General features: G+C 63.1%; 19 protein-coding genes. 12 read left to right on the plus strand and 7 right to left on the minus strand.

Annotated features, from left to right (window positions below; genetic code table 11):
• Window positions 1–286 precede the first annotated feature (286 nt).
• Window positions 287–2,599: a PAS domain S-box protein gene (locus tag C8C92_RS18725; protein ID WP_165829494.1), complete on the plus strand. Its 2,313-nt coding sequence runs from the start codon at window positions 287–289 to the stop codon at window positions 2,597–2,599.
• On the opposite strand, the gene ligD is transcribed toward C8C92_RS18725, so the two are convergent.
• Window positions 2,583–3,593 carry a non-homologous end-joining DNA ligase gene (ligD, locus tag C8C92_RS18730; RefSeq protein ID WP_347708475.1) on the minus strand — a complete coding sequence of 337 codons (1,011 nt, stop codon included), beginning with the start codon at window positions 3,591–3,593 and terminating at the stop codon, window positions 2,583–2,585. The two genes, C8C92_RS18725 and ligD, sit on opposite strands and share 17 nt — an antisense overlap.
• A gap of 120 nt (window positions 3,594–3,713) precedes the next feature.
• On the opposite strand from ligD, the gene C8C92_RS18735 reads away from it, so the two are divergent.
• From C8C92_RS18735 to C8C92_RS18770, 8 genes are all read left to right on the plus strand, one after another.
• Window positions 3,714–4,043, plus strand: coding sequence for a hypothetical protein (locus C8C92_RS18735; RefSeq protein ID WP_116744918.1), 330 nt, complete (start codon window positions 3,714–3,716; stop codon window positions 4,041–4,043).
• A 221-nt stretch (window positions 4,044–4,264) separates the two neighbouring features.
• The gene (locus tag C8C92_RS18740; RefSeq protein ID WP_116744919.1) at window positions 4,265–4,609 is read left to right on the plus strand and encodes a hypothetical protein; all 345 of its coding nucleotides are present in this window, start codon (window positions 4,265–4,267) and stop codon (window positions 4,607–4,609) included.
• A 41-nt stretch (window positions 4,610–4,650) separates the two neighbouring features.
• Complete coding sequence (locus tag C8C92_RS18745; RefSeq protein ID WP_116744920.1) at window positions 4,651–4,983, plus strand: hypothetical protein; 333 nt, start codon at window positions 4,651–4,653, stop codon at window positions 4,981–4,983.
• A gap of 249 nt (window positions 4,984–5,232) precedes the next feature.
• Window positions 5,233–7,392 carry a TonB-dependent siderophore receptor gene (locus C8C92_RS18750; RefSeq protein WP_116744921.1) on the plus strand — a complete coding sequence of 720 codons (2,160 nt, stop codon included), beginning with the start codon at window positions 5,233–5,235 and terminating at the stop codon, window positions 7,390–7,392.
• Between the two features lie 15 nt (window positions 7,393–7,407).
• Window positions 7,408–8,640 carry a PepSY-associated TM helix domain-containing protein gene (locus C8C92_RS18755; protein WP_243420421.1) on the plus strand — a complete coding sequence of 411 codons (1,233 nt, stop codon included), beginning with the start codon at window positions 7,408–7,410 and terminating at the stop codon, window positions 8,638–8,640.
• 72 nt (window positions 8,641–8,712) lie between these two features.
• Window positions 8,713–9,735, plus strand: a complete 1,023-nt coding sequence (locus C8C92_RS18760) for a serine hydrolase domain-containing protein (protein WP_116744923.1) — start codon at window positions 8,713–8,715, stop codon at window positions 9,733–9,735.
• Window positions 9,736–9,850: 115 nt separating this feature from the next.
• Window positions 9,851–10,210, plus strand: coding sequence for a hypothetical protein (locus C8C92_RS18765; RefSeq protein ID WP_071076628.1), 360 nt, complete (start codon window positions 9,851–9,853; stop codon window positions 10,208–10,210).
• A 42-nt stretch (window positions 10,211–10,252) separates the two neighbouring features.
• Window positions 10,253–10,513, plus strand: a complete 261-nt coding sequence (locus C8C92_RS18770) for a hypothetical protein (RefSeq protein WP_116744924.1) — start codon at window positions 10,253–10,255, stop codon at window positions 10,511–10,513.
• A 60-nt stretch (window positions 10,514–10,573) separates the two neighbouring features.
• Here C8C92_RS18770 and C8C92_RS18775 read toward each other — a convergent pair whose 3' ends face one another.
• The 6 genes from C8C92_RS18775 to C8C92_RS27315 all read right to left on the minus strand — a co-directional run bounded on the left by C8C92_RS18775 (window position 10,574) and on the right by C8C92_RS27315 (window position 18,594).
• The gene (locus C8C92_RS18775; protein ID WP_207781023.1) at window positions 10,574–11,131 is read right to left on the minus strand and encodes a fasciclin domain-containing protein; all 558 of its coding nucleotides are present in this window, start codon (window positions 11,129–11,131) and stop codon (window positions 10,574–10,576) included.
• A 214-nt stretch (window positions 11,132–11,345) separates the two neighbouring features.
• Window positions 11,346–12,791 carry an efflux transporter outer membrane subunit gene (locus C8C92_RS18785; protein WP_116746030.1) on the minus strand — a complete coding sequence of 482 codons (1,446 nt, stop codon included), beginning with the start codon at window positions 12,789–12,791 and terminating at the stop codon, window positions 11,346–11,348.
• 44 nt (window positions 12,792–12,835) lie between these two features.
• The gene (locus C8C92_RS18790) at window positions 12,836–16,033 is read right to left on the minus strand and encodes an efflux RND transporter permease subunit (protein WP_116744926.1); all 3,198 of its coding nucleotides are present in this window, start codon (window positions 16,031–16,033) and stop codon (window positions 12,836–12,838) included.
• Window positions 16,034–16,035: 2 nt separating this feature from the next.
• Window positions 16,036–17,280, minus strand: a complete 1,245-nt coding sequence (locus C8C92_RS18795; protein ID WP_116744927.1) for an efflux RND transporter periplasmic adaptor subunit — start codon at window positions 17,278–17,280, stop codon at window positions 16,036–16,038.
• A gap of 271 nt (window positions 17,281–17,551) precedes the next feature.
• Window positions 17,552–18,412, minus strand: coding sequence for an alpha/beta hydrolase (locus C8C92_RS18800; protein WP_116744928.1), 861 nt, complete (start codon window positions 18,410–18,412; stop codon window positions 17,552–17,554).
• Window positions 18,409–18,594 (minus strand): hypothetical protein, encoded by a 186-nt coding sequence (locus tag C8C92_RS27315; RefSeq protein ID WP_133250797.1) that lies wholly within the window; start codon window positions 18,592–18,594, stop codon window positions 18,409–18,411. The genes C8C92_RS18800 and C8C92_RS27315 overlap by 4 nt, the downstream gene beginning before the upstream one ends.
• 175 nt (window positions 18,595–18,769) lie before the next feature.
• Between C8C92_RS27315 and C8C92_RS18805 the strand changes: the two genes are divergently transcribed.
• The 3 genes from C8C92_RS18805 to C8C92_RS18815 are packed head-to-tail and all read left to right on the plus strand — an operon-like array spanning window position 18,770 to window position 21,161.
• Window positions 18,770–19,729 (plus strand): LysR family transcriptional regulator, encoded by a 960-nt coding sequence (locus C8C92_RS18805; RefSeq protein WP_116744929.1) that lies wholly within the window; start codon window positions 18,770–18,772, stop codon window positions 19,727–19,729.
• Entirely contained in the window at window positions 19,726–20,709 is a 984-nt protein-coding gene (locus C8C92_RS18810) for a D-2-hydroxyacid dehydrogenase (RefSeq protein ID WP_116744930.1), read from the plus strand. The genes C8C92_RS18805 and C8C92_RS18810 overlap by 4 nt, the downstream gene beginning before the upstream one ends.
• Window positions 20,706–21,161: a hypothetical protein gene (locus C8C92_RS18815; protein ID WP_116744931.1), complete on the plus strand. Its 456-nt coding sequence runs from the start codon at window positions 20,706–20,708 to the stop codon at window positions 21,159–21,161. Before C8C92_RS18810 ends, C8C92_RS18815 begins: the two co-directional genes overlap by 4 nt.
• Window positions 21,162–21,163 lie beyond the last annotated feature (2 nt).

Genomic DNA, 21,163 nt, shown 5'->3' on the forward strand with positions numbered 1-21,163 from the left:
CCAAGCGGCATTTGTGCGCGCCCGTCCGCGTCAGCGACGCCATCGTGCTCTCGCGACGGGCATGAGCAGGGCATGAGCGAAACATGGGAACCCGGGCAATACCACGACAGCTATCGCGAAGACGTGCTGGTGCTGGTCAAAAAAAAGTCAAGGCGAAACAGACCAGGACCATCACCCCGCCCGGGATGCTCTTCAATCATAAATTCGTTGACTTTGATCAAGCTTCTCGCTAGCGTATGCACACAGCCTGCCGTCCGGCAAGCCCTGTCATGCGTGCGGGAAAACAATGGATGCCGAGTTAGATCAGCTTATCCTCAGTGGCGCCCCTGGTGGCGTTGTCATCACGAATGAAGAGCATGTCGTCGTGCGCTGGACGATCGGCGCGCAGCGCATCTTCGGCTATGCCAGCGATGAGGCGCTGGGCCGCACGCTGTGGGAACTGATCTCGCTGCCGGGACAGGCCGAAGCTGCCCCGCTGATCGACGAGAAGCTGGCGCTGCAGGGCAGCTATGACCGCGAATCGCTGCGGCGGCGCAAGGATGGCGAACTCATCTACGTCGATGTGGCCTGCCAGGCCGCACGCGCCACGCCGGATGCCCCCTGCTACCTGATTTCCACCATGAAGGACACGACCGTGCTGAAGGCGGCGCGCGACGCCCAGTTTGTCGACGTGCGCTACCGGGTGCTGTTCGAATCGACGCCGGACAGCGTCATCATGGTCAATGCCACCGGCGCCATCGTGCTGGCCAACCAGCAGGCGCAGCGCCTGTTCGGCTATGCGGAAGGCGAATTGAGTGGCAGGCAAATCGATACCCTGTTACCGCAACGCCTGCGCCACGCGCACGTGGGACACCGCGCGCGCTATTTCGACCAGCCCCGTACGCGCACCATGGGCGCCGACCTGGAATTGCTGGGCTTACGCAAGGACAACGTCGAGTTCCCCGTCGAAATCAGTCTCTCACCCATCCAGACGGAGATCGGTACCTTCGTCATCAGCGCCATCCGCGACGTCAGCGACCGGCGCCGGGCCGAGCAGAAGTTTCGCGGCTTGCTCGAATCGGCGCCGGACGCCATCGTCATCGTCAATGGCGATGGCGAGATCGTGCTCGTCAACTCGCAAACGGAACGCCTGTTCGGCTATTCGCGCGCGGAACTGCTGGGACGCAATGTGGAAGTGCTGATCCCGGCCCGCTACGCGCATGATCATCCGCAACACCGGCAAGCCTTTTCCACGGCGCCGCGCGCCCGCTCCATGGGCGCGGGCCTGGAACTGTATGGCTTGCGCCGCGACGGCACAGAGTTTCCCGTCGAAATCAGCCTGTCGCCGCTGGAAACGGACGAAGGCGTGCTGGTGTCGTCAGCCATCCGCGACATCACCGAGCGCAAGCGCATCGAACACACGCTCAATGAACAGAAAATCGAACTGCAGCGGGCCAGCCAGGCAAAGGACCGCTTTCTCACCAGCATGTCGCACGAATTGCGCACGCCGCTCAATGCCATCCTCGGCTTTGCCCAGCTGCTGGCAAACGAGTCGCTGCCTGCGACCGTGCTGCAAAAGCGCGCATTCGTGCAAAACATCGTCACCTCGGGCCGCCACCTGCTCACCTTGATCAATGAAATCCTCGACCTGGCGAAGATCGAGTCAGGCAGCCTGAGCCTGTCAATCGAGGCGGTCGCGCTGCCCGCGCTGATCGAGGAAGTGCGCGTGATGGTGGAAGAACAGGCGCAGCAGCGCCAGCTCGAAATGGTCTTTTCGGTCTGCGAGCCGCTGACCGTCAAGGCCGACCATACGCGCCTCAAGCAAGTGCTGCTGAACCTGCTATCGAACGCCATCAAGTACAACCGCCCGGCCGGCAAGGTGGAGCTGGAAATCTCGCAGCCCGGGCTGCAGCGCGTGCGCATCGCCATCCGCGACACGGGCAAGGGCCTGGACGACGCGCAGATGGCCGAACTGTTCCAGCCGTTTAACCGGCTGGGCCAGGAGGCGGGCAGTGAGGAAGGCACGGGCATCGGCCTGGTCGTCACCAAGCGCCTGATCGAGCTGATGGGCGGGGCCATGGGCGTGCACAGCTGCGTCGGCGTGGGCAGCGTCTTCTGGATCGAACTCGACACCATGGCCGCGCCGCCCGCCAGGATGCCGCTGGACACGGCGGGGCTGGCCGAACCTGCTGGCGACGCCGCCGACGATGCCGGCGGCCAGGCCCTGCTACTGTACGTGGAAGACAATCCGGCCAGCCTGCGGCTGGTGGAAGACATCATCAGCTTCCTGCCCCATCTGCGCATGATCTCGGCCACCGACGCGCGCCATGGCATTGCGCTGGCGCTGGAGCGCCGCCCCGATGTGATCTTGATGGATATCAACCTGCCCGGCATGAATGGCAACCAGGCGCAGCGCATCCTGCGCAACGATCCGCGCACGGCGCACATCCCCGTCATCGCGCTGACGGCCAATGCCATGAAGGGCGACATCCACCACGGCCTGGCTGCGGGCTTTTTCCGCTACCTGACCAAACCCGTCGAGATTCCCCAGCTCAACGCTGCCATCGACGAAGCCCTGCAACTGGCGCGCGCCAGCCTGCCGCTCAGGCCGGCGCAGTAAAACCCAGTTTCTGCATGGCCCCATCGATGCCCCTGGCGCTGCGCGCATAGCCAGCCCAGGGCGCATTGCCCACGTCGAGGCGGCTGTGGACGTTGCTCACCGTCCATTGATCGCCCGCCTTCAGCTGGTCGAGCTCCTCCCAGGCCAGCGGCACGGAAATGCCCAGCCCGGAGCGCGTGCGGGCCGACCACGCGCACACGGTGGTGGCGCCCCGTCCGTTGCGCAAATAATCGATGAAGATCTTGCCGACGCGGTTGGCGGGACCGCTCTTGACGACAAAACGCGCCGGTATCTGCTGCGCCATGTGCGCCACGATGGCTTGCGAAAACGCCTTGACCGTGTCCCAGTCGTATTTCGGGCGGATCGGCACGACCACGTGCAAGCCCTTGCCGCCGCTGGTTTTCAGCCAGGCGGGCAGCCCCAGCTCCGTCAGGAAGGCGCGCAGCAGCACGGCCGCTTCGCGGATCGCGGGCCAGGCCACGCCCTTGCCCGGGTCCAGGTCAAACACCAGGCGATTCGGCGTGTCGTAGGCGCTGGCCAGCGCGTTTTGCGTGTGAAACTCCACCACATTCCACTGCGCCGCCGACAACAAGCCCTGTACGCTGGCCACTTCCAGCATGGCGGCATGCTCGGGATCGAGCCGCGCATCGAGCTGTTTGACACCCGGCATGGCCGACGTATCGGCATGCCTCTGGAAAAACAGCTCGCCGCCCACGCCGGCCGGCGCGCGCACCAGCGACACGGGCCGGCCCCGCAAATGCACGAGCATCAGCTTGCCCACCAGCGCGTAATAGCGCACCAGATCGATCTTGCGCGCACCGCTGTCCTTGTCGATCACCCGGTCCGCATGGCTGACCTTGAAACTGGCCGGCAAGACGCTGTCCGGCGTGGCTTGCTTCTGCATCGTCTTCTCCCTGTCGATCCGCTGTGCCCGCTCGCGCACGATGGCGGCCGGTTTTTTATCTTCGCACAGGCCATGCGGCAAGGCGGTCACATGGCAAGTGTAAGCATTTGTAATGGCGTGTCAACGCAATTGCCGCACGGCGCGTTTTTGCCTCAGTGACAGGGGAAATGCATCTCCTGAACTACCACCCACTTCTCGAGGAACTGCATCATGAAAAAACGCATTGTCAATCTGACTGCTACTCTGATCGCCGGCTTGTTCGCTACCGCAGCCTTTGCTCAAACGCCAGCACCAGCAGCTCCGCCCAAGGCCGAAGCCAAGCACACCAAGGAAGTGGCCAAAGCAGAAGCGAAAGAAACCAAGGCCGTCGTGAAAGCCGATGCGAAAGAAGCCGTCGTCGCAGCCGATGCGAAAGCCGATGTCGCCAGCGCCAAGGCTGACGCCAAAGCCACCAAGGCCAAAGCCCATCACAAAGCGAAAAAAGCCAAGGCCAAGGCTGACGAAGCCAAAACTGAAGCGACCGCAGCAGCAGCTAAATAATCAGTTCCGCGCGCTTTTGCGTCACATAAAAAGACAGCTTCGGCTGTCTTTTTTCATTTTCAACACCGCATCATGCAGCAACGTCTTTTAAAACACCTGATTGTAAGAAAGTGTAAACAAGGTCAACGGTAAGCTTCCGGGGCGCGTTTTATGCTCAGTGACACGGGAATCATCCCGCCACCAACAGACATACCAGACAAACCACCACTGAGGACTGCACCATGAAAAAAGCAATTGTTACCCTGATCGCCGGCCTGTTCGCTACCGCTGCCTTTGCCCAGTCCCCTGCAGCGCCAGCAGCGCCTGCCAAAGTGGAAGCGGCCCACACCAAGGCTGTCGTGAAAGCCGACGCCAAGGAAGCGCAAGCCGTCGTGAAAGCCGATGCCAAAGAAGCGAAAGCCGTCGTCGCCGCCAAGACGGAAGTAGCCAGCGCCAAAACGGAAGCAACGGCCACTAAAGCCAAGGCGCATCACAAAGCCAAGCACACCAAGGCCAAGGCCGATGCAAAACTGGCTTCGGCCACCGCCGAAGCAGCTCCGGTAGCCGCACCAGCAGCAGCCAAGTAATCCTCGACACCCCATCACTTGCCACTTGCCAGGAAACTACAATGAAAAAAGTTATCGCCACCCTCGTCGCCAGCCTGTTCGCTACCGCAGCCTTCGCCCAAACCCCTGCCGCCCCGGCAGCCCCGGCTCCGGCCAAGGCGGAAGCGGCCCACACGAAAGCCGTGGCCAAGGCTGAAGCCAAGGAAACCAAGGCCGTCGTGAAAGCCGATGCGAAAGAAGCGGTTGTTGTCGCCGATGCGAAAGCCGATGTCGCCAGCGCCAAGGCCGATGCCAAAGCCACCAAGGCCAAGGCCCACCACAAGGCCAGCAAAGCCAAAGTGAAAGCGGACGCCGCCAAAGCAGACGCAGCAGTTGCTGCCGCACCGGCAAAGTAAGCGCTGACGCCTGCAGCAAAAAGACAGCTTCGGCTGTCTTTTTTTTCGCGCAAGGCACTACCCCCCCCCGCACCAGCTGCCATGTGCATGACCGACAATTACGATGACAACCAGGAATATCCAAAGTAAAACCATGTAAAGATGTGAAAAAACAACGCTTTTCAGTCACAAAAAACTCCCATCCTGGCATGCACTCCAATAGAATTGAGAATTATTCTCATTCTCATCCTTGAGTCAGGAGCCGTTTCAATGCCAGGTCGCACCGCCCCATCCACCGCACCGTCCACCCTCACTGCGCTGTCATTGCGCCCGCTGGCCCTGGCCATTTCACTGGCGCTCGGCGCCGGCATGGCGCATGGCGCCGATAGCGCACCAGCCGATGACGCTGGCGATGATGCGCCAGTGATGCAAACCATTACCGTGATGGGCAGCAGCGACGCGAATGCCTACACGGCGCGCAAAAGCACCTCGGCCAGCAAGTTCGACCTGTCGCTGCGCGAGACGCCGCAGGCGGTTTCCGTGGTCACGCGCGCGCAAATGGACGATTTCAGGCTCGATAACGCCAGCAAGGTACTGGCGCAAACGACGGGCGTGACGGTGGAAGCGGTGGAAACGGACCGCACCTATTACACGGCGCGCGGCTATGACATTACCAATTTCCAGTTCGACGGCGTGGGCATTCCTTTCGTCTTCGGCAATGTGATGGGCGACCTCGATACGGCGCTGTTCGAGCGCGTCGATATCGTGCGCGGCGCGAACGGCCTGATTTCCTCGACCGGCAATCCGTCGGCCACCGTCAATTTCGTGCGCAAACGCCCCACCCCGGACCTGGCCGCTGCCGCCGGCGTCACGCTCGGCTCCTGGAACACGCGCCGCCTCGATGCCGATGTATCGACGCCGCTCAGCGCCGATGGCAAAGTGGCGGCGCGCGTCGTCGTCGCCCACGAGGAGGGTGACTCCCATCTGGACCGCTACTCGCCGCGCAAGGATGTCGCCTACGCCATCGTCGAAGCGAAACTGACACCGGATACCAGCCTGGCCGTGGGCCACAGTTACCAGAACAGCCTGGCCAGGGGCGGCATGTGGGGCGCCCTGCCCATCGCCTACACGGACGGCACGCCAACCGACTATCCGATTTCCACCTCGACTTCGGCCGACTGGTCGCGCTGGAGCATCCTCAACAACAGCACCTTCGCCGAACTGGCGCACCAGTTCAATGCCGACTGGCGCGTGACTGCCACCGCCACCTACAACCGCTCCACCTCCGATTCAAAACTGTTCTACGTCTACGGCACGCCGGACAAGGCCACGGGCGACGGCTTGTTCAGCTATCCGTCGCGCTATGGTTCGACCAACAAGCAGCGCCTGCTCGACGTCGCCGCCACGGGAAAATTCGCGCTGGCCGGGCGCCAGCATGACCTCAGCATGGGACTAGCCTGGTCGAAGTCCACGCTCGACGACGTCTCTTACTATGGCCGCGGCATCGGCACGGCCCTGCCGAATGGCACGGCGTTCGATGGCTCCTACCCTGAACCGCTGTTCGACGCCTCGACCGACGGCAGCACCTACAAGGACGAACGCAAGAACGCCTACCTGGCCGCCCGCTTCAACCTGGCCGACAATACCAAGCTGCTGGCAGGCGTGAACACCGTCAAGGCCGACAGCACGGGCAGCGCGTATGGCGTCAGTCAGGCCAAGTCGCAAAGCGACACCACGCCGTACGTGGGCCTGGTGTATGACATCGACCGCCATGTGTCGGCTTACGGCAGCTACACGGAAATCTTCAACCCGCAAAGCAGCATCGACAGCAGGGGCCAGACCCTGGCCGCCGCCACCGGCAAGAGCCTGGAAGCAGGCCTGAAAAGCGAATGGTTCGACGGCCGCCTGAACCTCTCCGGCGCCCTGTTCAAGACGCGCCAGAAGAATGTGGCCGAAGCGGCCGGTACCACGCCCGACTTCAAGACCTTCTATAAAGGCGTCGATTCGGAATCGCAGGGTTTCGAGCTCGATGCCTCCGGCGAGCTGGCGAAAGGCTGGCAGGCGAACGCCGGTTATTCGCAGCTGCGCATCAAGGGAGACGATGGCCAGGATGCGCGCACCTTCATCCCGCGCAAGCAGTTTCACCTGGCCACCACCTATCACGTGCCGGCGGTGCCGGCACTCAAGGTGGGCGCCAGCCTCACTTGGCAGGACGCCATCCACAACAAGGTCGATGACAGCACGACCCTGCACCAGGGCGCCTACGCGCAACTGGGCCTGATGGCCAGCTACAACATCAGCCGCAACGTCAGCCTGTCGCTGAACCTGAACAATGTGACGGACAAGAAGCACCTGACCAGCCTGTACTGGACCCAGTCGTTGTACGCGGCCGGCCGCAATGGCAGCGCCACCCTGAGCTGGAAATACTAGGGAGCCGCCATGCGACTGCGTCCTCCCATGGTCGTTCTGCACCGCTGGTTCGGCCTGGCGGTGGCGCTTTTCCTGTTCATTTCCGGCCTGACGGGCGCCATCATCTCGTGGGATCACGAGCTCGATGCCTGGCTCAACCCGCAGCTGTTTCACGCGCAAAGCGCCAGCGGCGCGGATGCGGGACCCGCAAAATCGGGCCTGGAACTGGCGCGCCAGCTCGAGGCGCAGGACCCGCGCCTGCGCGTGAACTACACGCTCACGGCGATCGAGCCTGGCCACACGGCGCTGATCTCGGTGGAAGGCCGGCCCGACCCGGCCACCGGCAAGCCGTTTGAGCCGGGCTTCAACCAGGTGGCCGTCGATCCCGTCACTGGCACCATGCAAGGCACGCGCCAGTGGGGCGTGGTCTCGCTGACGCGCGAAAACCTGCTGCCCTTCCTGTATAAACTGCATTACACCATGCACATTCCCGATGGCTGGGGCGTCGAACTGGGCGTCTGGTTCATGGGCATCATCGGCATCGTGTGGGTCTTTGACTGCGGCATCGCGCTGTACCTGTCGTTTCCGAACTGGCGCAGCTGGCGCAAGTCGCTGGCCTTCCGCTGGCGCGAAGGAGGCCACAGGCTGAACTTCGACCTGCACCGCTCGGGCGGCGTGTGGGTCTGGTTGCTGCTGCTGGTGCTGGCCATCACCTCCGTGTCAATGAATTTGCAAACCCAGGTGATGCGCCCCCTGGTGGCGAAGTTTTCCACGCTCAGTCCGAACGCCTTCGACAGCCGCACGCCGCAGCCGCCCGACAAACCCATCGAGCCGCTGCTGACGCGCGAACAGGCAGTGGCGCTGGCAAAGACGGAAGCGGCAAGGCGGGGCTGGACACTGCCGGCCGGCGGCGTATTTTACTCATCGAGCTACGGCCTGTATGGCGTGGGCTTCTTCGCGGCGGACAACGACCATGGCGATGGAGGCCTGGGCAATGCCTGGCTGTACTTCGATGGCCGCGACGGCAAGCCGGCCGGTGGCGTGGTGCCCGGCACGGGCAGCGCGGGCGACATCTTTCTGCAGGCGCAATTCCCCCTGCATTCGGGCCGCATCCTGGGCCTGCCGGGACGCATCGTGATTTCCGCCATGGGCCTGGTGGTGGCCATGCTGAGTGCGACGGGATTGATCATCTGGCTGCGCAAGCGCCGTGCGCGCACGGCACAAGCCGACAAGGCAGGACTGCCGCTTCATGCAAACTTCAGCAAATAGACGGCGCAAGACACCACAGGGCGGCGCAATCGGGCGACACTGGCAATCCGACCATCGCCACGAAAGCTGCCCATGCGCCGCCTGCCCCTGTCATTCCTGAGCACCCTCCTCCTGTCCTGCGCCGCCCCGGCGCAGGAAACTCCCCATTCCTCGCTGGAGCAGGTCCTGCAAGCCCAGGACCGCGACAACCATGGCGACTTGCGCGCCGTCGTCGTGCTGCGCGAGGGCGCCATCGTGGCCGAACGCTATTACAACGGCGAGACGGCCGACACCCTGCATGACATCCGTTCGGCCGGCAAGAGCATCACCGCGCTGCTGCTGGGCGCGGCAGTGGCGCGGGGCCAGCTGGCGACAACAAAAACGGTGGGCGAGTACTGGCCCGAAGTGGCTGGCAGCCCGGCGGGCAGAATCGCCCTCGACGACTTGCTGACCATGCGTTCGGGCCTGGCCGCCTTTGATGAAGACGAACAGTCGCCGGGCAATGAAGACAAGCTCGATGCGGCGCCCGATCCCGCCGCCTTCGTGCGCGGCGTGCCGGCCGCAACAAAGCCGGGCAGCACCTATCGCTACAACTCGCTGGGTTCCTACATCGCCGGCAGAGTGGTGGAAAGCGCCAGCGGCGCCGACCTGGAAGACTACGCCGCCAAGGTGCTGTTCGCACCGCTGGGCATCACGCGCTGGAGCTGGGGCCGCGACGTGGCCAAGCACCCGAAAGGCCAGGGCAATCTGTCGCTGCGCGCGCGCGACACGGCAAAGATCGGACAGATGGTGCTCGACGACGGCGTGGTCGATGGCAAGCCGGTGATCGGTGCAGCATGGATCAAGGCTGCGCTGGCGCCGCGCGTGGCCATCGGCACGGTGGACCGCTACGCCGACAGCTATGGCTATTTCTGGTACGCGAAGACGCAGGACATCGGAGGACAAAAGATCGCCGTGCATTTCGCCTCAGGCAATGGCGGCAACAAGATCTACGTGATCCCGGCGCGCCGCATGGTGGTCAGCATCGCATCGAGCGCGTATGGCAAGGGTTATGGGCAGCGCCGTTCGGAAGACATCCTCAAAGCCATCCTGAAGGCGGATGCAACGCAGATGTAAGCGTTTGTAATGACCGTCAACGCAAGCGTCCGGGGGCGCGTTTTATGCTCAGTGACACGGGAATCATCCCGCCACCAACAGACATACCAGACAAACCACCACCGAGGACTGCACCATGAAAAAAGTAATTGCTACCCTGATCGCCGGCCTGTTCGCAACTGCAGCCTTCGCTCAAACGCCCGCAGCTCCGGCAGCGCATGCTACCGCAGCAGCCTCGGTTCCCGCCAAAGTGGAAGCGGCCCATACCAAGGCCGTCGTGAAAGCGGACGCCAAGGAAGCGCAAGCGGTCGTCAAAGCGGATGCGAAAGAAGCGAAAGCCGTCGTCGCCGCGAAAACGGATGTCGCCAGCGCCAAAGCGGAAGCGGCCACCACGAAAGCCAAGGCACACCACACTGCGAAAAAAACCAAGGCCAAGGCTGACGAAAAGCTGGCATCGGCCACCGCCGCTGCACCAGCTCCGGCTCCTGCCAAGTAATTCCGACACACCTGACTGACCACATATACCAAGGATCTTAAAATGAAAAAAGTTATCGCCACCCTGATCGCCAGCCTGTTTGCCACCGCCGCTTTCGCCCAGACGCCAGCCGTCGCGCCAGTCGCGCCAGTGGCACCGATTCCTGTCGTCGCCCCTGTCGTCAAGGCCGAAGCACCGGCGGCAGCCAAGCCGGCGGCGCACAAGAAAGCCAAGCATCACAAGGCGAAGAAAGCCGAACCGGCAACGCCAGCAGCTCCGGCCGCACCAGCAGCTTCCGCTGCGGCAGCAGCGCCAGCCAAGTAATCACGGCGGCATAAATGAAAAAGACAGGGTTTTCCCTGTCTTTTTTTCGTCCGTGTTCGCTTATTTCGGCATCAGTACCGTGTCGATCACATTGATCACGCCATTCGACTGGTACACATCGTAGGTGCTGATGTTGGCGCTGTTGCCGCCCTCATCCATCACCACGATATTGTGCATGCCGTTCATGGCGAACATCAGCTTGCCCCCGCTGGCCGTGGGCAAGGTGGCTTTCCCGTCGTGCATCTTGATTTCCCTGGCCAGCGCCTTGAAGTCGTATTTGCCGGGCACCACGTGGTAGGTGAGGATTTTCGTCAGCGTCGCCTTGCTTTCCGGCTTGACCAGGGTCTCGACGGTGCCGGCCGGCAGTTTGCCAAACGCCGCATTCGTCGGTGCGAACACGGTAAACGGCCCCTTGCCTTTCAGGGTATCGACCAGACCGGCAGCCTTGACGGCGGCGACCAGGGTCGTGTGGTCGGCCGAATTGACGGCGTTGTCGACGATGTCCCTGGACGGATACATGCTCTGGCCACCGACCATGGTCGTCATGTCGGCGGAAAAAGAGGTGCTGGCGGCCAGCATGGAAGTGAGGAACAATGCTGCGGGAACGAAGGTGCGCATGATGATATCTCCTGGATGACTGCGTTTGCGTGATTGCAGGAGTACTTACGCGGTCTGTCGGCAAACGGATTCAACTGATTGTCGGCTTACGCGCTGCGCGCTAAGCCGACCTACGCAAGCTATAAAAAAACGGCGCCGTGCAAGCGCACGACGCCGTTCCCGATAGGCATCCCTTGCCGCGGGCCGGATTGATCCAGCCCGCGGTGCCGGGAAACTAGTTGGCCGCGACCTGCGGCTCCGTCTCGCCCCAGCCGCCGCCCAGGGCGCGAATCAGCGCCACCGTGGTGACGGCGCGGTTGCCGCGCAACTGCACGGCATTGCGCTCGATGGCCGCCAGGTTGCGTTGCGCGTCGAGCAGATCGAGGTAGCTGGAACGGCCCGCGTCGTACAGCTTTTGCGCCAGGTCGGCCGAACGGCGCGCCGACACGACGGCTTCGTCGATCTGCTGCGTCTGGCCCGACAGGATGCGCAGGCCGGCCAGATTGTCTTCCACCTCGGCGAAGGCCACCAGCACGCTCTGGCGATACGTCGCCACCGACTCTTCCAGCTGCGCTTCGCTGCGGCTCACGGCAGCTTTATTACGTCCGCCGTCGATGATCGGCATCGACATCAGGGCGCCCAGCAGCCAGGAGCGGCTGCTCCACTTGAAGATATCCGAGAAAGTATCGGACGCGCCGCCGCCGGAAGCGTTCAGGGTCAACGCGGGGAACATGGCCGATTTGGCCACGCCGATGCGCGCATTCGACGCTTCCATGGTGCGCTGCGCCGAGGCGATGTCGGGACGGCGTTCCAGCAGGGACGACGGCATGCCGGCCGGGATCACGGGCAGGAAGCCGCTGTCTTGCAGCGGGTTGACGCCCGCCGTGAAGCTGGCGGCCGGTTTGCCCAGCAGGACGGCCAGCGCATGCTCGCCGGTGGCGCGCTGGCGCTGCAAGCCGATGGCTTCGGCGCGTACCGTCGACAGCTCCGTGCGGGCACGCGACAGATCGAATTCGCCGATGTCGCCCAGGTCATAGCGGCGCTGGTTCACATGCACGCTTTCTTCACGCAGGCGCACCGTCTGGGCCAATGTCGCCAGTTCGGCGTCCGTGGCGCGCAGCTGGAAGTAGGTCTGCGCCACGTCGGCCTGCAAGGACAGCAGCACGGAACGGTAGGTCGCTTCCACGGCCAGCGCATCGCTGCGCGAGGCGCTGACGTTCGATGCCACGCGGCCGAACAAATCGACTTCGTAGCTGGCCGTCAGGCTGGCCTGGTAGACGTTGGTCGCCGCTACCGGCGCGCCGTTCGGCAAGCCGAGCGACACGGCGGAAGCGCGGTTGCGCTGGCCGCCCACGTTCACGCCCACTTGCGGGATGCGGTCCGCTTCGGCGATGCCGGCAATCGCCCTCGCCTGCTTGACGCGGGCGGCGGCCACCGCCAGATTGGCATTGGCCTGCGTGGCTTCGTTGATCAGGCCAGTCAAGGCCGGATCGTTAAACGCCAGCCACCATTCGCCGCGCGCCTGGCGCTCGGCTGGCACGCCCTGCTTCCAGCGCGTGCCGTCGGCCGCCGTCTGCACGGCGGGCAGGCTTTGCGCTTCCTTGAACGCGGCCGGCGTCTCGATCTGCGGCTGCTTGAACTCCGGCGCCGCGCAGGCGGCCAGCAAGACTGCTGCAGCCATGGCGCTCAAGACGGGCTTGACGCGCCAGATGATTTCCTTGGTTTTCAATATATATCTCCTTCCAGATCCAGCGCTGGCGCGACAGGCTTGGCGACAGCGGCGGCTGGTTTTTTCTCAAAACGCTGCGCCAGGGTGCGCAGCAGTACGTAGAACACGGGCGTCAGGAACAGGCCGAAGAAAGTCACGCCCAGCATGCCGGCGAAGACCGCCACGCCCATCGCATGGCGCATTTCCGAACCGGCGCCATTCGAGAACACCAGGGGCACCACACCCATGATGAAGGCGATCGACGTCATCAGGATCGGACGCAGACGCAGACGGCACGCTTCCAGCGCCGCTTGCACGACAGTGCGGCCATGCTCTTCCAGTTCGCGGGCAAATTCCACGATCAGGATCGCATTCTTTGACGCCAGCCCCACCAGCACGAACAGCGCGATCTGGGTAAACACATTGTTGTCGCCGCCGGTCAGCTTCACGCCAAGAAGCGCGCAGAGGATCGACATCGGCACGATCAGGATCACGGCCAGCGGCAATGTCCAGCTTTCGTACTGGGCGGCGAGCACCAGGAACACCAGCAGCACGCACAGCGGGAAGACGTAGATCATCGTATTGCCGGACAAGATGTCCTGGTAGGTCAGCTCCGTCCATTCATACGAAATCCCTTGCGGCAGCACTTCCTTGGCGATGCGTTCCAGCGCGGCTTGCGCCTGGCCACTCGATACGCCAGGGGCGGCGCCGCCATTGAAATCGGCTGCGGCGTACGCGTTGTAGCGCTGCACGCGGTCCGGACCATAGCTGTCCTTGACGCGCATCAACGACGACAGCGGGATCATTTCGCCTTTGTTACTACGCACCTTCAGCTGCGCGATATCCTGCGCATGCGAACGGAACGCGGCATCGGCCTGCACGCGCACCTGGTAGGTGCGGCCAAACTGGTTGAAGTCATTCACGTACAGCGAACCGAGGTTGATCTGCAAGGTCTGGTAGATGGTCGCCAGCGGCACGCCCATCTGCTTGGCCTTCACGCGGTCGACGTCGGCAAACAGCTGCGGCACGTTGATCTGGTAGCCCGAGAACACGCCCGCCAGTTCCGGCGTCTGGTAGGCCTTGGCGGCCAGCGCCTGGGTGGCGTTGTACAGCGCGTCGTAACCGAGGTTGCCACGGTCTTCGATCATCATCTTGAAGCCGCCGATGGTACCGAGGCCGTTGACCGGCGGTGGCGGGAAGACCATGATGAAGGCGTCCTGGATGCCGCCCAGGCGCTTGTTGATCTCGGCCGCGATGGCGCCGCCTGACAATTCCTTGGTAGTGCGTTCGTCGAACGGCTTCAAGGTGGCGAAGACGATGCCGGCGTTCGGCGCATTGGTAAAGTCGTTGATCGACAGGCCGGGGAAGGCGATGGTCGATTCGACGCCGGGCACCGATTTGATGACGTCGGACATGCGGCGCACGACATCTTCCGTGCGGTCAAGCGAAGCGGCGTCAGGCAATTGCGCAAAGCCCACCAGGTACTGCTTGTCCTGCGCTGGCACGAAGCCGGCCGGCACGGACTTGAAGGTGAAGATGGCGGCAACGACCAGCAGCGCATACACGCCCAGCGAGGCGCTCTTGCGGCCCAACACACCCTTCACGCCCGCTTCATAGCGGTGCGAAGCGCGGCCGAAGAAGCGGTTGAACCAGGCGAAGAAGCGGCCAAAGACAATGTCCATGCCGCGCGTCAGCGCGTCTTTCGGCGCATCGTGCGGTTTCAGCAGCGCGGCCGACAGGGCGGGCGCCAGGGTCAGCGAGCTGAATGCGGAGATCACCGTCGAAATGGCGATGGTCAGCGCAAACTGGCGGTAGAACTCGCCCGACAGGCCGGGTACGAAGGCGATCGGCACGAACACGGCGCACAGCACCAGGGCGATGGCGACGATAGGACCGCTGACCTCTTTCATGGCCTGGATGGTGGCGTCGCGCGGCGAGAGGCCTTCCTCGATGTTGCGCTCGACGTTTTCCACCACCACGATGGCATCATCGACGACGATACCGATGGCCAGCACGAGGCCGAACAGCGACAAGGTGTTGATCGAGAAGCCAAAGCCCAGCATCACGGCAAAGGTACCGACGATCGACACGGGAACGGCCAGCAGCGGAATGATCGAGGCGCGCCAGGTTTGCAGGAAGATGATCACCACCAGCACCACCAGGGCGATCGCTTCGAGCAGAGTGTGGATCACGGCTTCGATGGACGAACGCACGAACTGCGTCGGGTCGTACTCGATGCGGTATTCCACGCCTTGTGGGAAGTCTTTTTTCAGTTCGTCCATCTTGGAACGCACGTCGGAAGACAATTGCAGCGCGTTGGCATTCGGCGCTTCGAAAATACCCATGCCGACGGCCGGATTATTGTTCAGCAGCGAACGCAGCGAATAGCTGTTGGCGCCCATTTCCACGCGCGCCACGTCTTTCAGGTGCGTGATGGCGCCGTCGGCATTCGTGCGCACGATGATGGCGCCGAATTCCTCGGGCGTCTGCAGACGGCCCTGGGTATTGACGGTCAGCTGGAAGTCCGAGTTCTTCGCTGGCGAGGCGCCGATCACGCCGGCGGCCACCTGCACGTTCTGCTCGCGAATCGCGTCGACGACGTCATTGGCCGTCATGCCGCGCGCCGCTACCTTTTGCGGGTCGAGCCAGATGCGCATGGCATAGTCGCCGGCGCCGAAGATCTGGATGTCGCCCATGCCGGGCAGACGGGCCAGTTGATCCTTGACGTTCAGCACCGCGTAGTTACGCAGGTACATGTCGTCATAGCGCTTGTTGGGCGAAACCAGGTGCACCACCATGGTCAGATTCGGCGACGATTTCACCGTCGTCACGCCGATCTGGCGCACTTCCTCGGGCAGGCGCGGCAAGGCGCGCTGCACGCGGTTCTGCACCTGCGTCTCGGCCTGCTCGACGTTGGTACCGATCTTGAAGGTCACGGTCAGCATCATCGAACCATCGGAGGTGTTTTGCGAGGACATGTAGAGCATGTTCTCGACGCCGTTGATCTGCTCTTCGAGCGGCGCGGCCACGGTTTCAGCGATCACTTTCGGGTTGGCGCCCGGGTATTGCGCGCGCACCACCACGGACGGCGGCACGACGTCGGGATATTCGGAGATGGGCAGGCCGAATATCGACAGCAGCCCGGCCACGAATATGACGATCGACAGCACCGCCGCGAAAATCGGCTTGTCGATGAAAAAGCGGGAAAAATTCATGTTTATTCCTTGGAAGTCGATGCTGCTTTCGCGGCGATCTTGGCGTCTTTTACTTCAGGTTTTGCGGGGGCGACCGGTGCGGTCGGATCGAAATCCATGGCCACCATCTGCGGCGTCACCGGGGCGCCAGGGCGCACGCGCTGCAAGCCGTTGACGACGATCTTTTCGCCCGCCTTCAAGCCTTCGCGCACCACGCGCAAGCCGTCCGAGGTCGGGCCCAGCTTGACGGCGCGGTACTCGGCCTTGTTATCCAAGCCCACCACGTACACGTATTTGCGGCTTTGGTCCGTGCCGACGGCGCGGTCGCTGATCAACAGCGCCGTGCTTTGCGCCTGCGGACCGTTGCCACCGTCGAGCAAGATGCGCGCGAACAGGCCAGGCACCAGCTGGCGCTCGGCGTTGGCGAAGGTGGCGCGCATGCGCACGCTGCCCGTGGCCGGGTCGAGCTGGTTGTCGACGAATTCCAGCTTGCCTTCATGCGGGAAGCCCGTTTCGTTGGCCAGGCCCACCTTGACGGTGACGGGCGTGCCCTTTTGCGCCGTGCCGGCCACGCGCAAATACGTATCTTCGTCGCCGTCGAAGCTGGCGTAGATGCGGTCCGTCGACACCACCGAGGTCAAAATGGCGGAAGCGTCGATCAGGTTGCCGACGGTGATTTCAGCCTTGCTGACACGGCCGCTGATCGGTGCCTGTACCTGCGTGTACGACAGGTTCAGCTTGGCCGCTTCATACGCGGCTTGCGCCGAGCGGGCGTTCGCGTCCAGCTCTTTCAAGCCCGAGGCCTTTTCATCGAATTCGCGCTGGGCGATGGCTTTTTCGGCCAGCAGTTTTTCAGCGCGCGACAGTTCCAGCTTGGCCAGTTCGGCCTTGGCGCGGGCGGAAGCTGCCGTGCCTTCGGCGCGCGACACTTCGGCCTGGAAAGGACGCGGATCGATGACGAACAGCACCTCGCCCTTTTTCACTTCGCTGCCCGGCTTGAAATTGACGGCGGTAATGAAGCCGCCGACTCTCGAACGGATTTCCACGCGCTCGATCGCTTCCAGGCGGCCCGAGAATTCCTGCGTTTCCGTGATCTGTTTTTCAACGACGGCAGCGGCCGAGACGGGCGGGCCGCCGGCTGCTGGCGCGTCGGGCACCTTGCTGTTGGCCGAATCGCAGCCGGCCAGGCTCACGGCCACCAGTCCTGCCAGCGCGAGCGAGGCAGCCAGGGGCTTCAGCAGAGTGGAAAATTGTTGAACGTTTTTCATTTTATTTCCCTGTTTTATGAAAATTTCTAATGGTATGGGCGGCAGGAAGCAACCCAACTGAAAAAGTGAATGGTGGTGCCATGGCGCCCGACGGCGCTCGATCAAAGGTAAACAGGCCGCCAGCAGGTTAAAAGCGGACGGGGACGACGAAGCTGGCTGTGCGAGCGCACAACGCAGACAAGATGGGAACTACACTGCGTAGTGTAGCAACCGAAACTCAAAAAGTAAACTAGTTAGTGTAAGTTTTTTTGCGGTGCCGCAGATGGCGGCCTCATGACTCGGGCTCCTGCCCCAGTCCGGCGACAAAGCTGGCGATTTCACTCAATACCTGCACCTTGCAGGCGCACTCATTGCGCGCACCGGCATCCTGCAGCGGCGCGGCGGCCATGCGGCGCACGGTGGTCTTGATGCCGCAGGCGATCAGTTTGCTGCCGTATTGTTCAGCCTCGTCGCGCAATGGGTCATCTTCGCTGGACAAGATCAAGGCTGGCGGCAGGTTCTTCAGGCGGCTCGACTGCAATGGCGACGCGTACGGATGGGTACGGTCAGCGGCATTCGGCAGGTAGCCGCGGTAGGCGGCGGCGCATTGATCAGCCACTTCCGCCAGGTCGGGACAACTGGGCAAACTGCGCATCGAGCAGGTCGACAGGCCGGGGTCGAGCATGGGCATGATCAGCACCTGGCCCGCGAGGGGCGGTCCGCCCCGGTCGCGCGACATCATGGCGCACACGGCGGCCAGGTTGGCGCCCGCTTCGATGCCCGACACCACCATCTGCTTGCCCGTCCAGCCCAGCTTGGACTTGTTCTTTTTTGCCCACAACAGCACGGCATGCGCGTCTTCCACGGCGGCGGGGAATGGCCGCACCTTCGCCAAGGTGTAGTTCGCGGCCAGCACCACGTGGTCCGGGTTGCTCAGCACGAGGCAGCGCAGGAAGTCGTCCGCATCGTCCAGGTCGCCGGAGACGAAGCCGCCACCATGGAAGAAAACGATCAGGCTCGACTGCCTGGCGCCCGGCATGCCAGCCGTGTAGACGCGCGCGCCGAGCGCATCCTGCGCGCCCTGCACTTCGATGTCGCGTATCTTCAGCGCCTGGCCAGGAGCCAGTTCAGCCACGGTACCGGCAACGCTCATTGCGCCAGCACCGGCTGCACCGCAACATCGAGTACCGTGTCGTTCAGGCACAACAGGGCGACGCCGCCCACTTCATGGGTCAGGGCGCTGTAAGCACTGGCTTCGCTTTGCGCCGCCAGTGAATACGCATCCGTCGATACCATCGCGGCCAGAGCGAGCGAGCTCATAGCGAGAGCGAGCACTGCAAAGATTCCATTCCGATAAGCCATGATGTTTCTCCTGTTGTACTGCCTGCGGCATCACATTTATGCTGCAGTACAACAACTATAGACTTGATCTACAATCTGATAAAGAGTGCAATGACGAATTGATTGTTCAGGATTCTGAATAATCGCGTCTAAAGTGATAGGAAATCAAGTGAACAAGCTGCAAGCCATGGAAGTTTTCATCCAAGTCGTCGATGCGGGCGGCTTTACGCGTGCGGCGGAAAACATGCAGTTGCCGAAAGCCACCGTGTCGACCTTGATCCAGTCGCTGGAGGCGAGCCTGTCGGTCAAGTTGCTCAACCGCACCACGCGCCACGTCAGCATCACCTCCGACGGTGCCGCGTATTATGAACGCTGCGTGCGCATCCTGTCGGACGTGCGCGAGGCCGAGGAATCGCTGTCGCGCACGCGCTTGAGCCCCAGCGGGCGGCTGCGCGTGGATGCGCCCACGGCCCTGGCCAGCGAACTGATCATCCCCGCCCTGCCCGATTTTTTTGCCCGCTACCCCGACATCTCGCTGGAACTCGGTTGCAGCGACCGGCCCGTCGACCTGATCGAGGAAGGCGTCGACTGCGCCGTGCGCGGCGGCGAATTGGGCGACCTGAACCTGATCGCGCGCAGGGTCGGCGTGCTGCATTTCATCACCTGCGCGGCGCCCGGCTACCTGGCGCGCTACGGCACGCCGCTGCACCCGAACGACCTGGCGCAGCACCGGGGCGTGAATTTTTTCTCCGCCAAGACGGGCAAGACCTTTGAATGGGATTTCACGCGCGCCGGCGAACGCATCCAGATGTCCATGCCCAGCCATATCGCACTGAACGACTCGAACGCCTACGCGGCGGCCGGCCTGGCGGGCCTGGGTATCGTGCAAATGACGCATTTCATGCTTGCGCCGCTGATAGAACAGGGCAAAATGGTGGAATTGCTCGATGAATGGGAATCCGACCCGCTGCCCATCCACGTGATCTATCCGCCCAACCGCCATCTGTCCGCCAAGGTGCGCGTGTTTGTCGAGTGGGTCGCCGACATGTTTACCAACCACCCGGCCACGCAACTGAAGGGCAAGAGCAATCTTCCCGCGCGTGCCGCCCAGACCGAGGCCCAGCCATGACTACAGCAAGCACACCGCCGCACCTGCACCCGCACCGCATCGTCTTTCTCGACCGCGACAGCCTGATCGCCACTGTGCGCCCACCCGCCTTCGCGCACAGCTGGGAAGAGTATCCGCACACCAAGGGCAGCGAACAGACGGTGGCTCGCCTGCAAGGCGCCAGCATCGCCATCACGAACAAGGTGCCGCTGCGCGCGGCCGAGCTGGCCCAGTTGCCGGATTTAAAAATGATCGCCGTGGCCGCCACCGGCACGGATATCCTCGACCTGGCCGCCTGCCGCGAACGGGGCATCGTGGTGGCGAATATCCGCGACTATGCACGCGCCACCGTGCCCGAGCACACGCTGGCACTGATGCTGGCCCTGCGCCGCCAGCTGGTCGCCTACCGGGCCGACGTGGAAGCAGGCCTGTGGCAGGCGTCGGAGCGCTTCTGCCTGTTCGGCCACCCGATCCGCGACCTGGCCGGCAGCCGCCTGGGTTTGCTCGGTTATGGCGCACTGGGCAAGTCCGTGGCCCAGCTGGGGCGCGCCTTCGGCATGCAAGTGCAGGTGCACAATCGCTCGCCCATCGACGACGACGGCGTGACGCAGGTGAGTTTCGACGAATTGCTGGCCACTTCCGACGTGCTGAGCCTGCATTTGCCGCTGACGGACACCACGCGCAATATCCTCGGTGCGCAAGAGCTGGCGCGCATGCAGCCCACATCGCTGCTGATCAATACGGCGCGAGGCGGCCTGGTCGATGAAGCGGCCCTGGCCGACGCATTGACCCGTGGCGTGATCGCTGGCGCCGGTTTCGATGTGTTATCGAAGGAGCCGCCGCTGCCGGACAACCCGCTTTTAAGTTTGCGCCTGCCCAACTTCATCCTCACGCCCCACACGGCCTGGGCCAGCGGTGAAGCCATGCAGAAGCTGGCCGACATATTGATCGGCAACGTGGAAGCGTTTGAACGGGGGGCGCCCGTGAACGTGGTGGCATGAGCGTATTGCAGGAACTCGATGAGCTGCTGTGCGGGGACGACGAGGAATACGAGCGCCTCGACCTGTTTCTCGATGCGGACGAGCTGGTCGGGCAACTGCAGTCCGCCGACGTGCCCGCGCTGCTCGCCCTGTGGCGCGTTCGCGGCCTGTGCTGGCAGCAACGCTACACGCAAGCGAGCAGCAACATCGACGGCGCCGTGCTGCGCGCTTTGCTGGCGGGTTTGCTGCAGATCAAGGAAGCGACCCACGGCGTGTTCGAACTGATGTCGCGCCTGCCGCCCGTGGCCGACAACTCTCCCCTCAGCGAGGCCCTGCTCGACTACGCCGAGCACGCCTGGCATGCGAACCAGGAGCGGCAGCGGCAAATCCAGATCAGTTGCTGGAGCTGCGGGCTGTCGGGCCGGCTGTTGAAGCGGCTCGGGCTGTCTGCGTGGAAAGACGCGGGCTTGTAGCA

Source organism: Janthinobacterium sp. 78, assembly GCF_003096775.1.
GTDB lineage: Bacteria > Pseudomonadota > Gammaproteobacteria > Burkholderiales > Burkholderiaceae_D > Janthinobacterium > Janthinobacterium tructae.

Excerpts from the sequence above, each read along its gene's own strand:
- C8C92_RS18725 (WP_165829494.1), top strand. The coding sequence starts at position 287 with ATGGATGCCGAGTTAGATCAGCTTATCCTCAGTGGCGCCCCTGGTGGC.
- C8C92_RS18735 (WP_116744918.1), top strand. The coding sequence starts at position 3,714 with ATGAAAAAACGCATTGTCAATCTGACTGCTACTCTGATCGCCGGCTTG.
- C8C92_RS18740 (WP_116744919.1), top strand. The coding sequence starts at position 4,265 with ATGAAAAAAGCAATTGTTACCCTGATCGCCGGCCTGTTCGCTACCGCT.
- C8C92_RS18745 (WP_116744920.1), top strand. The coding sequence starts at position 4,651 with ATGAAAAAAGTTATCGCCACCCTCGTCGCCAGCCTGTTCGCTACCGCA.
- C8C92_RS18750 (WP_116744921.1), top strand. The coding sequence starts at position 5,233 with ATGCCAGGTCGCACCGCCCCATCCACCGCACCGTCCACCCTCACTGCG.
- C8C92_RS18760 (WP_116744923.1), top strand. The coding sequence starts at position 8,713 with ATGCGCCGCCTGCCCCTGTCATTCCTGAGCACCCTCCTCCTGTCCTGC.
- C8C92_RS18765 (WP_071076628.1), top strand. The coding sequence starts at position 9,851 with ATGAAAAAAGTAATTGCTACCCTGATCGCCGGCCTGTTCGCAACTGCA.
- C8C92_RS18770 (WP_116744924.1), top strand. The coding sequence starts at position 10,253 with ATGAAAAAAGTTATCGCCACCCTGATCGCCAGCCTGTTTGCCACCGCC.
- C8C92_RS18775 (WP_207781023.1), bottom strand. The coding sequence starts at position 11,131 with ATGCGCACCTTCGTTCCCGCAGCATTGTTCCTCACTTCCATGCTGGCC.
- C8C92_RS18785 (WP_116746030.1), bottom strand. The coding sequence starts at position 12,791 with ATGGCTGCAGCAGTCTTGCTGGCCGCCTGCGCGGCGCCGGAGTTCAAG.
- C8C92_RS18790 (WP_116744926.1), bottom strand. The coding sequence starts at position 16,033 with ATGAATTTTTCCCGCTTTTTCATCGACAAGCCGATTTTCGCGGCGGTG.
- C8C92_RS18795 (WP_116744927.1), bottom strand. The coding sequence starts at position 17,280 with ATGAAAAACGTTCAACAATTTTCCACTCTGCTGAAGCCCCTGGCTGCC.
- C8C92_RS18800 (WP_116744928.1), bottom strand. The coding sequence starts at position 18,412 with ATGAGCGTTGCCGGTACCGTGGCTGAACTGGCTCCTGGCCAGGCGCTG.
- C8C92_RS18810 (WP_116744930.1), top strand. The coding sequence starts at position 19,726 with ATGACTACAGCAAGCACACCGCCGCACCTGCACCCGCACCGCATCGTC.
- C8C92_RS18815 (WP_116744931.1), top strand. The coding sequence starts at position 20,706 with ATGAGCGTATTGCAGGAACTCGATGAGCTGCTGTGCGGGGACGACGAG.